Annotated in this window: 14 protein-coding genes; 5 read left to right on the top strand and 9 right to left on the bottom strand. The window is 66.6% G+C overall.

The window, feature by feature from the left end; all coding sequences use genetic code 11:
• Positions 1-29 precede the first annotated feature (29 nt).
• The 4 genes from VGN82_RS07070 to VGN82_RS07055 all read right to left on the bottom strand — a co-directional run bounded on the left by VGN82_RS07070 (position 30) and on the right by VGN82_RS07055 (position 3,263).
• The gene (locus VGN82_RS07070; RefSeq protein ID WP_327526291.1) at positions 30-1,478 is read right to left on the bottom strand and encodes a type II and III secretion system protein family protein; all 1,449 of its coding nucleotides are present in this window, start codon (positions 1,476-1,478) and stop codon (positions 30-32) included.
• Positions 1,475-2,257 (bottom strand): Flp pilus assembly protein CpaB, encoded by a 783-nt coding sequence (gene cpaB, locus VGN82_RS07065; RefSeq protein WP_327526290.1) that lies wholly within the window; start codon positions 2,255-2,257, stop codon positions 1,475-1,477. Before cpaB ends, VGN82_RS07070 begins: the two co-directional genes overlap by 4 nt.
• Positions 2,258-2,396: 139 nt before the next feature.
• Positions 2,397-2,909: an A24 family peptidase gene (locus VGN82_RS07060; protein WP_327526289.1), complete on the bottom strand. Its 513-nt coding sequence runs from the start codon at positions 2,907-2,909 to the stop codon at positions 2,397-2,399.
• A gap of 186 nt (positions 2,910-3,095) precedes the next feature.
• A complete protein-coding gene (locus VGN82_RS07055; protein WP_327526288.1) occupies positions 3,096-3,263 on the bottom strand; it encodes a Flp family type IVb pilin in 168 nt (55 codons plus the stop codon).
• 483 nt (positions 3,264-3,746) lie between these two features.
• On the opposite strand from VGN82_RS07055, the gene VGN82_RS07050 reads away from it, so the two are divergent.
• The 3 genes from VGN82_RS07050 to VGN82_RS07040 all read left to right on the top strand — a co-directional run bounded on the left by VGN82_RS07050 (position 3,747) and on the right by VGN82_RS07040 (position 5,880).
• Positions 3,747-4,202: a pilus assembly protein N-terminal domain-containing protein gene (locus VGN82_RS07050; protein WP_414644229.1), complete on the top strand. Its 456-nt coding sequence runs from the start codon at positions 3,747-3,749 to the stop codon at positions 4,200-4,202.
• A gap of 416 nt (positions 4,203-4,618) precedes the next feature.
• Positions 4,619-5,248: a TadE family protein gene (locus tag VGN82_RS07045; RefSeq protein ID WP_327526286.1), complete on the top strand. Its 630-nt coding sequence runs from the start codon at positions 4,619-4,621 to the stop codon at positions 5,246-5,248.
• Between the two features lie 8 nt (positions 5,249-5,256).
• Positions 5,257-5,880 (top strand): TadE family protein, encoded by a 624-nt coding sequence (locus tag VGN82_RS07040; RefSeq protein WP_327526285.1) that lies wholly within the window; start codon positions 5,257-5,259, stop codon positions 5,878-5,880.
• Between the two features lie 121 nt (positions 5,881-6,001).
• On the opposite strand, the gene VGN82_RS07035 is transcribed toward VGN82_RS07040, so the two are convergent.
• From VGN82_RS07035 to pcaH, 5 genes are all read right to left on the bottom strand, one after another.
• Positions 6,002-6,565: a retropepsin-like aspartic protease family protein gene (locus VGN82_RS07035; RefSeq protein ID WP_327526284.1), complete on the bottom strand. Its 564-nt coding sequence runs from the start codon at positions 6,563-6,565 to the stop codon at positions 6,002-6,004.
• A gap of 201 nt (positions 6,566-6,766) precedes the next feature.
• Positions 6,767-7,675, bottom strand: a complete 909-nt coding sequence (locus VGN82_RS07030) for a ribokinase (protein ID WP_327526283.1) — start codon at positions 7,673-7,675, stop codon at positions 6,767-6,769.
• Positions 7,672-8,568 carry a 2-dehydro-3-deoxygalactonokinase gene (locus tag VGN82_RS07025; protein ID WP_327526282.1) on the bottom strand — a complete coding sequence of 299 codons (897 nt, stop codon included), beginning with the start codon at positions 8,566-8,568 and terminating at the stop codon, positions 7,672-7,674. Before VGN82_RS07025 ends, VGN82_RS07030 begins: the two co-directional genes overlap by 4 nt.
• 111 nt (positions 8,569-8,679) lie before the next feature.
• Complete coding sequence (gene pcaG, locus VGN82_RS07020; RefSeq protein ID WP_327526281.1) at positions 8,680-9,261, bottom strand: protocatechuate 3,4-dioxygenase subunit alpha; 582 nt, start codon at positions 9,259-9,261, stop codon at positions 8,680-8,682.
• Complete coding sequence (gene pcaH, locus VGN82_RS07015) at positions 9,251-9,961, bottom strand: protocatechuate 3,4-dioxygenase subunit beta (RefSeq protein WP_327526280.1); 711 nt, start codon at positions 9,959-9,961, stop codon at positions 9,251-9,253. Before pcaH ends, pcaG begins: the two co-directional genes overlap by 11 nt.
• A 362-nt stretch (positions 9,962-10,323) precedes the next feature.
• On the opposite strand from pcaH, the gene VGN82_RS07010 reads away from it, so the two are divergent.
• Positions 10,324-11,091, top strand: coding sequence for an IclR family transcriptional regulator (locus VGN82_RS07010; protein ID WP_327526279.1), 768 nt, complete (start codon positions 10,324-10,326; stop codon positions 11,089-11,091).
• A gap of 14 nt (positions 11,092-11,105) precedes the next feature.
• Positions 11,106-11,996, top strand: a complete 891-nt coding sequence (locus tag VGN82_RS07005) for an aldose epimerase family protein (protein WP_327526278.1) — start codon at positions 11,106-11,108, stop codon at positions 11,994-11,996.
• The last annotated feature ends 16 nt before the right edge of the window (positions 11,997-12,012 follow it).

Here is a 12,012-nt window from a genome sequence, read left to right as displayed (position 1 = left end):
GCCATCCCTTGCGCGTGCAGCTGGGGCCGTCAGTCGGCGATGAAGCCGACGCGGCCCTTGTAGGCCTGCGGCACCGGCCCGCCGCTGGTTCCGTAGATCTTGTTCAGACGCCCGAGCAGGACAGCCTGCGCGTCATGGGCGTCGACGAAGCCGTCATCCGGCCGCTGGACCTGGTTCGGCTCCATCGGCTTGGCGATGTAGGGCGTCGCGGTGATCATCAGTTCGGTCTCCTCGCGCTGATAGTCGCGCGAGCGGAAGAGCACGCCGATGATCGGCAGGTTCATCAGGCCCGGGAAGCCGTTGAGCGACGACTTCGAGACGCGCTGGATCAGGCCGGCCGTCGCCAGCGTGCCGCCCGAGGGCAGCTCGACCGTCGTGTCCGACTTGCGGACGCGGAAGGCCGGTGCGTTGACGACCTGCTGGCTGCTGTTGCGGGTATCGCTGAGGCGCAGCTGGTTCTCGAAGTCGAGCTCCGTCACCTCGGTGGCGATGCGCATGCTGATCTTGTTGTCGGACAGAACGATCGGCGTGAAATTCAGCGCCACGCCGATCGGACGGTACTGGATGCCGAGGGTGCAGAGGCCGGTGCCGTCGCAGGAGTAGCCGCTCGGGACCGGCACTTCGCCGCCGGCGGTGAACTTGGCGCTTTCGCCCGAGATCGCGGTGACGGTCGGCTCGGCGAGGACGCGCGAGAGGCCCGCACGCTCCAGGGCGCGCAGGGTGAAGTTGGTGGAGTTGCCGAGGCCGGCGGTGATCGCGGTCGCCGACAGCGCCTGCGGCTGCAGCGGAAGCGGGTTGTCGATGGTCGGCATGACCGAGAAATTGCCGAGCTTCCACTCGCCGGTCGAATTGATGCCGAGTTGCTTGATCGCCTTGCGCGAGACCTCGGAGACCACGACCTTGACCATGACCTGGTCGCGGCCGCGGATCGAGAGCGAGTTGATGACCGCGCCCTTGTTCGAGGTGAACAGACCACCGCTGATGCCGACAAAGGCGTTGGCGATGTCGACGGCCTGCGTCGCCTCTGAAGCGTTGGCGACGTTGCCGACGAGCAGGATCGAGTTTCCGGCCGGCTTGACCTCGATCTGGGCCTTGGGGATCGCGGTGCGCAATGTCTGGCGCAGCACGTTCAGGTCGCGCCCGACCTCGATCTCGAGCGCGGTGATCTGGCGTCCCTCGGCATCGATGACGAACATCGAGGTCGAACCGTCGGCGATGCCGATGATGAAGAGCTTGCGGGCCGAGCGGACGACTGCGTTGGCGACCTTCGGGTTGGCGACGAAGACCTCCTTGGCGTCGCGCGGCAGCTCAACGATCATCGAGCGCCCGATCGACAGGTCGAGCTTTCGGGCGATGGCGTGCTCGCTCGTACCGACATTCAGGACCGGCGCCGGAGCGCTGGTCTGAGCCAGCGCCGGGCCGGACATTGTCAGGGCCACGGCCAGGACGACGGAGAGGGTGATACGGTCCCGGCTCACTGGTTCGCACTCCTCATGGTGACGCCGTATTTGACGATCGTCAGGGCGCCTTCGGTCGCGACGCCCGGCGCGGCGATCTGCCCCGCATCCTTCAGGCTGCGCAGCGCGAGCGACAGGGTGCCCATCTTCTGGGACCGGAACAGCGTCTCGGCCTGACCAGGGTCGACTTCGAGCGTCGCGGTCTCACCGATCACGACCTTCTCGCCGTTGCGCTCCTGGACGTTCTGGCCGATCGCCAGCACGCGCAGGTTCCGCAGGATCGTCTCGCTCAGAAACGCCTCGCCGTCGCCTTCGGCCGCTGGGCCCTTCATCGTCACGATCACGTCGACGCGGTCATTGGGCAGGATGAAGCCGCCGGCCGTGTTGGCGCCGCGGCTGTCGGTCGAGATCGCGACGGCGCGCATGCCGGACGGCAGAACCGCCGAGAGGAAGCCGGTGCCGTCGGTCTTGATCAGCTTTTCGCGGCGGATCGGCTCGGAGGCGAGCATGCCGTAGCGGACGACCTGGCCCGTGAGTTCATGTTCGGCCTCGGGCGCCTCGTCCTTGCGCACCACGCCGGCCGGCACACTGGCGAGCGGCCATTCGAGCCAGCGCAGGTCAGCGGCGGCCACGACATTGCCGACGGGGATGTCGGCTGCAGCGACCAGAACCGGCACGGTCGGTGCCGCTTCGACCCGCGCGACCGGAGCCGGTCCCTGCGAGGGCTTTCTGATCAGCATGGCCGCGCCGACACCGGCGACGAGCGCGACCAGGAGAATGATGATGCGGGCGGGACTCATTGCGACTGACCCTCGGCCAAGCCCAGTTGGCTCTCGGCGAGGATCGTGCGGCCGGAATCGTCAACTTATGGTTAATCAGACGTATCTTTTTTTCGTATCCGCGGCGGTGCCGGCAATGTGAGCCCGGCGGGCATCGCGCTCAGAGGCCCATGGCGGCGCGCCAGAGCGTCGTCTCGGGCAGGACGAGCAGCGCGGCGAAGGCCAGCGCAATGCCATAGGGCACGCCCTCCTTGGGCGAGTGCAGCCGGCGCGCCCAGGACCAGTCGCTGGCGACGGCCGGCAGCGGGCCCGAACGGAGCTTGAGCAGGGCGAGTGTCAACACGCCACCCGCCATCGCGGCAATGGTGAGATAGGGCATCAAATGGTCGAAGCCGAACCAAAGCGCCGTCACGGCCGCCAGTTTGGCGTCGCCACCGCCGATCCAGCCGGCCGCGAACATGCCGAAACAGACGGCGAGCACCAACCCTCCGGCGGCCAGATGCCAGCCGATCTGGCTCCAGCCGAGACCAAGCGCGGCCGCACAGACCGCAAATGCCGCCATCAGGACGAGGCAGAGCCGGTTGGAGATCGTCATCGACACGAGGTCGCTCGCAGCCGCATAGGCCATGGCGGCCGGGAAGACGAAGAGCAGGGCAATGAGCGGGAGCGACATGGACTTGCCTTCGCAACAATTTGCCTACGGGGGTAAGCGGGCTGTCCGGCAATCCTGGCGCAGGTGCCTCACCAAACCCTTACCGCAAAGGACAAGGTGGCGCGCGTCGCAGCATCACCCGAATCAAAACGCCCCGGACGAGCCGGGGCGTTTCGTGGCGGAACTCAGTAGAGCCCCCGACCAGCCTTACTTCGTCAGGCCGGTGTTGATTTCCTGGAACTTCGCCGAGAGGCTGGTGCCGATGTTGGTCCAGACGGTGATGCAGACCACGGCGATCAGGGCAGCGATCAGGCCGTACTCGATGGCAGTGGCGCCGGACTCATCCTTGACGAAGCGAGCGAAAACGTTGGTCATGTCGAACTCCTTTTGAACCACGGTTTGACGGCTGCCTTCGCTCTGAAGTGGCTTCGGTCAGCGACAAATGCACATTACCGCGCTCCCCTTGCCGATCGGTTAAGCCGATTGAAGAATTCGACCCTTCATTCAAACATCGTATCGATGGTTAACGTCGACTTTATGCCGCATACTTCAATACTTGCCTCACCATCTGAAGCATTACTTAAGTCGTATACAATATAAATACTGTCAATTTTGACTAAACGCTCGCAACCCCACCTACGAATTCGTACCGGCAAGCGCGCCGCGCCGGATATCTCTCTCTGCGTCATCGGCGGCCAACGCGAGCCAAATCAATCGCCCCGACGGAATTAGCGTTTGATTCATCATTTTGCGCTTTCCTGCAGATGTCGGAAATCTTGAGGCATCGCCATGTCCACTCTCCCGGTTGCTGCAGGGCAGGCTCGCCGACGCTCATCCTGGGCGAAATCGGCGCTGGGCATGGCGGCGAGCGGATTGATTCTGGCGGCCGGCCTCTTGCCTGCCGGCGCGGCTCCACAGGCGAGCAAGATCGAAAGCGTGGCCGTGATGGTCGATCATGCCAAGGTCATCCGGCTGCCGGAAAAGGCGCAGACCGTCATTGTCGGAAACCCCGCCATCGCTGACGTCGCCGTCCAGAAGAATGGCGTCATGATCGTCACCGGCAAGAGCTTCGGCGTCACCAACCTGATCGCACTCGACGCAAGCGGTGCTCTGTTGGCGGAATCCCTCGTGCGCGTGGGCGCGGATTCCGATTCCGTCCTGACGGTTCAGCGCGGCCTCGACCGGGAAAGCTATTCCTGCACCCCCGTCTGCCAGCCCTCGGCGCAGCTCGGCGACGCCCAGAGGTACTTCGGCGAAGTCGGCTCGCAGGCATCGACCCGCAGCAGCAACGCATTGGGCGCCACCAAGCGCTGAATCCGCTTCGAAGCTTCAAGAGTCCTCAGCCTGAGGAGCCGTTCCGCCAGGAATGACGTCTCGAAGCATGGGAGCGGAAGCGCGCGACCAACCGGAGCGCCCTTCGAGACGCCTCCGCGCCCCCGAGGACGAGGGCTCCATTCTCTCCCGGTTCCCGACGCCTGGCCACAGGTTGATGCTCGCGGCCATGGCTGCGAGCGCGTTTGCCGATGCCGATCCACATCCGTAGCAAGGTAAACCATTGCCTAATCGCCGTTCGAGCTGACCGAATGGGCGCCTAACGGATCGGAAATTCTTTGCCGCTATGACTGGTGCCGTTACTGGAGCCTGCACCGCGCCCGACGACTGCCCGAACAGGGCCGGCACGGCCACCCAGCGGCATGGATCTTCGAAGCGACAACCGGACGCCAAGCGGCATGACCCCTTCCCCGATCGACACCGACACAAGGATGGTTGCGGCTCCGGCGCCTGTCAGCCGCCGGCGCACGCGCCTGCTGTCGCGCTTCCGGCGTTCGCAGGACGGCGCGACCGCCGTCGAATTCGCCTTCATCGCGTTTCCTTTCCTGCTCGTGCTGGCCGCCATCCTCGAGACGGCCATGATGTTCTGGACGAGCCAAACTCTCGAAGAGGCGGTGTCACAGACCTCGCGCCGGCTGCTGACCGGCGAGTCCCATACCCGCTATACCGGCACTTCCGCAGCCAATACCGTGGCTTTCCGCAATGACGTCTGTGCCGCGTCGTCGGCACTTGTCGACTGCTCCAAGCTTGTCATCGACGTGCGGACCTACAACTCCTTCGCCAATGCGAAGACCGGCATCGACGGGAGCAACCCGATCAGCGCGGGCGGACTGAACACGACCGGCTTCGGCTTCAACCAGTCCCAGCCACAGCAGATCGTCGTCGTGCGTGCCGTTCTCGAGTACCCGCTGTTCTTCACGACCTGGAGCTCGAGCCTCGTCAATATCGGCTCCGGCCGGCGCGGGATCGTCGCCACGACGGCCTTCCGAGCCGAACCGTTCAACGCGCCCGCAGCACCCGCGACATGAGGTTCGAGATGACGCGCGCCTTTTCGCTCAAGCGCAACCGAGCCGCTCTGCGACGCCTGGTCCGCGGGCTCCGCCGCAACCGGCGCGGCGTCGCGGCCCTGGAATTCGCGATGATCCTGCCGATCATGCTGGCGATCTATTTCGGCATCGTCGAAACCGGCCAGGCCATCATGATCGACCGCAAGGTCACGCAGCTGACCCGGTCGCTGGTTGACCTGTCGTCGCAGGTCGCCACGATCCCCAACACGGAGATGAGCAACATCTTCGATGCCGCACAGACCGTCATGATGCCCTACACCTCGGTGGCGCCGAAGATGTCGATCCACAACATCGTCATCGACAGTGCCGGCGTCGCGAAGGTCTGCTGGAGCGACGAGCGCAATTCGACGAAGCTCGCCCGGGGGACGACCGTCAACCTGCCGACGGATCTGCGCCTGCCCAACACCTCCGTCGTGATGGCGCAGGCGAGCTACGATTTCACGCCCGTCGTCGGCTGGATCATCACGGGCGGAGCGATCACGATCGGAGGCGACCCGATCTATATGCGCCCGCGCCTCGGCAAGGCCGGCGGCTCAGCCAGCATCGAGCAGGTCGAGCGCTCCGGCGTGTCGATGTGCCCGGGATTCAGCTGAGACCGGCCCTAGCCGGCCTGTCCTGTCGGCTCGGACGATCGTGTTGCAGGGGCGCCGGCCGGCGAGAAGCGCATCTGTCGGCGCATCTCCCTTCCTTAAATAGCCGGCTACGGAGATTGACTCAACCGCGCAGGATCATGCGTCCGGTCTGGACCTCGTAGCCCCTCAGCTTGCCGAGGAAGGAGGTGCCGAGCAGGCTCATGGAGAGCGCGCCCTCGGGCAGGACCACGGCATCGACATTGCGAACGAGGATCGAGCCGAGTCGGACCTCGCGCAGATTGACGCGCGCGCCCCTGACCGTGCCGTTGGCAGTGCTCAGCGACATCTTGTAGTCGGCCGATGAGAGTTGGATGCCGAGTGCCCGGGCGTCCTTCGCCGTCAGTGCGACGAGGCTGGCCCCCGTGTCGACCATCATCTTGATCCGGTAATTGTCGATCGAGGGATGAACGACGTAGTGGCCGCGATAATCTGCGGCAACGGTCAGTGTGGGTGGCTCGCTCGGCCGCACTTCGGCGGGCTTCACCTCGGCGCGGGCCGGAGCGGGACGCCCCCCGGCGGTGACCGACGCCGCGCTCGGCGCGTCCTCCATACCGACGAGGCGAGCGAGCTGCGGGCCAAAGCCGAGCGCGCCCAACGACGCGACCGCCGCGATACCGAGCGCCCAGATGATCGGCCTTTGGGCCATCGCGACCACATCTCCATCATTGACGTTGCGGCAAGGATGCTGGCCCAGTCCCTGCGGAAGGGTGAAGAGCGCTGGTTGGATTGGGCGGTTTCCCGCACCCCGCGGCCTGCCCGACATGAACAGGCTTAACGCCTGCTTGCCGCCACCGATGAATGCGGCATAGCCGGGATGCCGCGGTGGATCTGGGCAACCAGCCGGAGGCTAGATGAAGGACTCGCCGACCAGAGCCTCGATCGCCTCGCGGCGCGGCACGCTCGGCTGTGCGCCGGCCACCATGCAGGCGAGCGTGCCGGCCGCGAGACCGCGCTGGAGCGCGCCGGAGAAGCCGTAACCGGCCGACAGCGCAGCCGCGAAGGCGCCGGTGAAGCTGTCTCCGGCCGCGACCGTATCGACGACGGCCACAGCGGGGGCCGCCAGCCGTCGACGGACCCCGCCATGCCAGCCGACAGCCCCTTCCGCCCCCAGCGTGACGATGCAGGCGATGCCGCGCTCGGCGTCGCAGCGCCTGGCGATGTCGTCGGGCTCGCGCTCCGGCCAGCCGAGAGATTGCGCCAGCACCAGGGCCTCATGCTCGTTGACGACCAGCACGTCGAGACAGCCCAGGAGCGCCTCCGCCGGCGGCCCCGCCGGGGCGAGGTTAAGGACGACGCGGCCGCCAGCACGCTTCATCCTCTCCGCCGCAGCGAGGCATTCGGCTTCCGGAACCTCGCGCTGCAACAGTAGAATGTCGCCTTCGCCGAGCGTCATCGCAGACAATACCTCCGCCCGCGCCAGCGCGTTGGCGCCCGCCGCGACGACGATCTGATTGGCGCCTTCTGCATCGACCGCAATGAATGCCGCTCCGGTTGGCGCCTCGGCACGCGCGACATGGGAAAGCTCGACACCGTCAGCCGCAAGCAGCGACAAGGCTATGTCGGCGAAGGCATCGCGGCCGACCGCGCCGACCAAGGCGACCTCCGCCCCGGCGCGGCGCGCCGCGAGCGCCTGGTTCGCGCCCTTGCCGCCGGGGTGAAGCGCGTAGGCCGGCCCGATCACGGTTTCGCCCGCTCCGGGCAGGCGCTCGACCGGCGTAACCAGATCGACATTGAGCGAGCCGAAGACGACGATCATGCGGCGACGTGCTCCGCAAGACGGCGAACACCGGCGACGAAGGCCGCTTCCGGCGTCGTCACGCTGGCCGCGATTCCGGCCGAGGCCAGCGCCGCGCCGTAGCTTTGCGCCAGCACACCGTCAGCGACGAGATGGACCGTATCGCTCCGTCCGAGCAGCGCCTGTGCGCCGGCGACCTCATGACCAACCAGCAAGGCAGAGAGATAGGGCCCGACGGCACCGCCCGGCATCCGTCCAGCCAGCACCTCGGAGCGGGACGCGAAGGCGGTGTTGAGCAGCCCGCCCTGGCGAGCAGCGGCAGCAAGTCCGTCGGCCGTGCCACGAGCGGCGTCCTCGTCGCTCGGCTCCTCCGCGAGCCGGGAGAGGATCGAGTGCTGCCGCAGCAATCCGTAGATCTCACCGGTCATGAAGCTGGCAAAGCGGACGATCCGGCCGCCTTCGACCCGCGCCCATTTCGAATGGGTGCCGGGCAGGCAGGCGATGCCGTCGCCAAGCCCCAGGCCGACGATCAGCGTCTCCTCACCTCGCATGACGTCGAAGGCGCCCTCGTCGCAGGACAGGCCGGGCAGGATGGTCGCCGGCGACCCGTCGGCCAGGGTGACCTGCATGCCCGCGGCGGCGATCTGGTCGGGCGAGGCCGGGCAGGCAACATAGTGCGCCTCGATCCAGCCATTGCGGCTACCGACCATGCCGGCGAGCACGATCGCTGCGTCGGGCGCCACCTTGCGCAGGTCGCCGGCAATCGCCTCGAACGCGGCCGGAAAGCCTCCGGGCGGGACCGACTGGATGCCCTGATCGGCACTGCGGCGTTCCAGCACCTCGCCCGCTTCGGAGATCAGGAAGGCGCGGGCGCGCGTCGTGCCCCAGTCGAGCGCGATCAGAGGTCTGGGCATAGGCGGCGCTCCGGCTGGGTGCTTCGTCCCCCCGGGGGGTGCGAAGCGGGGCGGCGAGACTCATCCGCGGTCGATGCCCGGGTCAAGCCCAGGCATGACGGATTTCGCTCCCTACGCTTCGAAGAAGACCGTCTCGTCTTCGCCCTGCAGGCGAATGTCGAAGCGGAAGACGCCCTGACCGTTGCGCTTGGCGATCAGCGTGCGGCGCCGTTCGGCCGGGACGAGTGCCAGCACCGGGTCGCCCGCGTTGCCGGCTTCGCCCTCGAAATAGATGCGCGTCGCCAGCCTGACCAGGAGACCGCGCGCGAAGATCGACACCGACAAATGCGGCGCCTGCGTACGGCCATCCGGCCCCGCCAGCGCACCCGGCATGATCGTGTCGAAATGAAAGCCGCCCTCGGCTGTCGTCTCGGCGCGGCCGAAGCCGGTGAAGCCGGCATTGCCCGAGGCGTTGAAGCGCCCCTGCGCATCGGCCTGCCAGATCTCGATCATGGCGTCGCTGACGACCGCGCCATCGCCGTCATAGACTGTGCCCTCGACGCGGATTCGCTCACCAGCGACGCCATCGGTGGCGACCTGTTCGGTCGCGAGTTCGGAGCCGCCATAGGCTCGCGGCGTCAGTGCATAGGCGAAGAAGGGGCCGATGGTCTGCGAGGGCGTGATGCCGAGAGCGGGCTTGGGTTCAGTGCTCATGCGGCTCCTCCACCGGCGTCGCGTTGCGGCCGCGCAGGACGATGTCGAACTGGTAGCCGAGCGCCCATTCCGGCTCGGTCGTCGCGAGGTCGAAGCGCGAGATCAGGCGCTCGCGCACATGCGCATCGGTGATCGATTGGAAGATCGGATCGTATTTGAACAGCGGATCACCCGGGAAGTACATCTGCGTGATCACGCGCGACAGGAAGCTCGGCCCGAACAGCGAAAAATGGATATGGGCCGGGCGCCAGGCATTGTGGTGGTTGCGCCAGGGATAGGCGCCGGGCTTGATCGTGACGAAACGATAGCGGCCCTCAGCATCCGTCAGCGCCCGGCCAGCCCCGGTGAAGTTCGGATCGAGGGGGGCCGGATGCTGGTCGCGGACATGGACATAGCGGCCGCCCGCATTGGCCTGCCAGATCTCGATCAGCGTATGCGGCACCGGCCGGCCGTCCTCGTCGAGGACGCGCCCTGTGACGATGATGCGTTCGCCCAGCGGCTCGCCCTGATGCTGGCGCGTCAGGTCGGAATCGCCCGCCGCCACGGCGGCGTGCCCGAAGACCGGGCCGCTCGTCTCCGACAGCGTATGCGGCAGCAGGATCAAGGGCTTGGATGGCGCTCGCTTCACCGTCGAGCCATAATCGGGCGACGCGTTGAGCGGGTGCGACTTCAGGCTGTCGCGCGGGTAGATCAGACTCATGCCGCAACTCCGTGGGCTTGCCTGGTGCGGTTGTGGGAGGCGCGCAGGATGGCGAACTTCTGCGCCGTCGCAATGGTCGTCATCTCGGTCGAGCCTGCCGTCATGAGGCCATCGTGCCGGCCGGGCCGCAAGCTGGACGACGATCCGACGCGTTCCTTCGCATGATGTCCTTGATCCAGGACAAATTGCTCAAGACCGATAGCCGCTGGGGCGACGTATTGGTGTCGCGCGGGTCGATATCATCGATGTTCCCTCCGGACAGGGACACGGATCGGGCCACCTTGACATTCCCTCAAGATGTGCGTTTATCGCACATTATTTCGATAATCGCACTCTATGCAGTAGGGGACGGGCGGTCAAGGATGGCAGGAGAGGTCCCCGACCGCGACCATATGGCCGCCCTCGAGAAGGGGCTGGCGGTGATCGAGTGCTTCGACGCCGCTCATGACAAGCTGACCATCGCCGACGTCGCCCGCGCGACGGACCTCTCCCGCGCCGCCGCCCGGCGCTGCCTGCTGACGCTGACCCGGATCGGCTATGCCGAGTTCGACGGGAAATTCTTCCGGCTGACGCCCCGCGTGCTGCGGCTCGGCCATGCCTGGCTCGCTTCGACGGCCCTGCCCCAGCTGGTGCAGCCCTTCCTCGAACGGCTCTCCGAGGAAACGCACGAATCCTCCTCGGCCTCGCTGCTCGATGGGCATGAGATCGTCTACATCGCGCGATCGGCGCAAAGGCGGATCATGTCGGTCGGCCTCTCCGTCGGCACGCGCCTGCCGGCCTTCTGCACCTCGATGGGCCGCGTACTGCTGGCCTTTCGCGATCCCGCCGACGCGCAGAAGCGCATCCTCGCCGGCCAGCCACGGGCCCTGACGCCGCACACGATCACCGATCCGGCTCGGCTGGCCGAGATTCTTGCCGAGATTCGCGACCAAGGTCATTGCGTCGTCGACCAGGAGCTCGAACTCGGTCTGATCTCGCTGGCCGTGCCATTGTTCAATGCGCGCGGCGAGGTCATCGCGGCATTCAACATCTCAGGCCAGGTCCAGCGCAGCTCAGCCCGGGAGATGGCCGAACGTTTCCTGCCGCGCCTGCTCGGGATGCAGGCGATGCTGCGGCCGCTGATCACGTGAAGGAACCAAGGCTCATGCTCGAACTCCAGGCGAGAAACCTGCGCGCCCGCATCCATCCGGAAGCCGGCGGCATCATTGCCGCGCTGGAATGGCAGGGGCCGGATGGGCGCCTGCACAAGCTGCTGCATTCGCCGGATGGCGCCGTGCCCTCGACGGCCGCGCCAAACAAGATGGGCAGCTGGGCGATGGCGCCCTTCGCCAACCGCGCCTTCGACGGCATCGTCGATGACGGCATGACGCGCTTCGTGGTGCCGGACAACAATCCGAACGGTAGCGGAAACATCCACGGTTTCGGCTGGCAATCCGCCTGGGACATACTCGGTCAAACCGCAAGCCATACTCTGCTGGAACATCGCCGCAACGCCGGTCCGGACCCCTATCGCTACCGGATCACCCAGGATATCCGGCTCGATGAGGCCGGTATGACCGTGAAGCTTGCGATTATCAACGAGGCGGACCAGGCCCTACCCTACGGCATCGGCCATCATCCCTGGTTTCCCTGTGCCGCCGATACGCGGCTCGGTATGACCGCCAGCGGCGCACTCGTCCTGGGAAAAGGCTACCGTGCAACGGGATCCGAGCCGCTCGCCGGAGGCGGGCCCTATGCGAGTCAGCCGGTCTTCGCCACCGGAGGTGAGACGGCCTGGAGCTTTCTCGGCTGGGATGGAACGGCCCGGATCGAGACGCCCTCAGCCGGGCTCGCGATCACGCTGAGCGCCAGCGAAGAGCTGCGCTGTCCGGTCGTCTGGGCGCCCGCAGGGGCCGATTTCCTTTGCGTCGAGCCACAGAGCCACGCCATCGGCTCGCCCAGCGAGAAGGCCGCGCGGGAGGCCGCGCCGCTGAAGCGACTGCAGCCGGGCGAGACGCTGTCAGGCTGGCTGCGGATCGCGCCGGAGGCGGTTTAGCCCGGGCATGACGGCA

Source organism: Allobosea sp., assembly GCF_035999205.1.
Lineage (GTDB): Bacteria > Pseudomonadota > Alphaproteobacteria > Rhizobiales > Beijerinckiaceae > Allobosea.
This window is presented reverse-complemented; position numbering and strand designations above follow the sequence as displayed.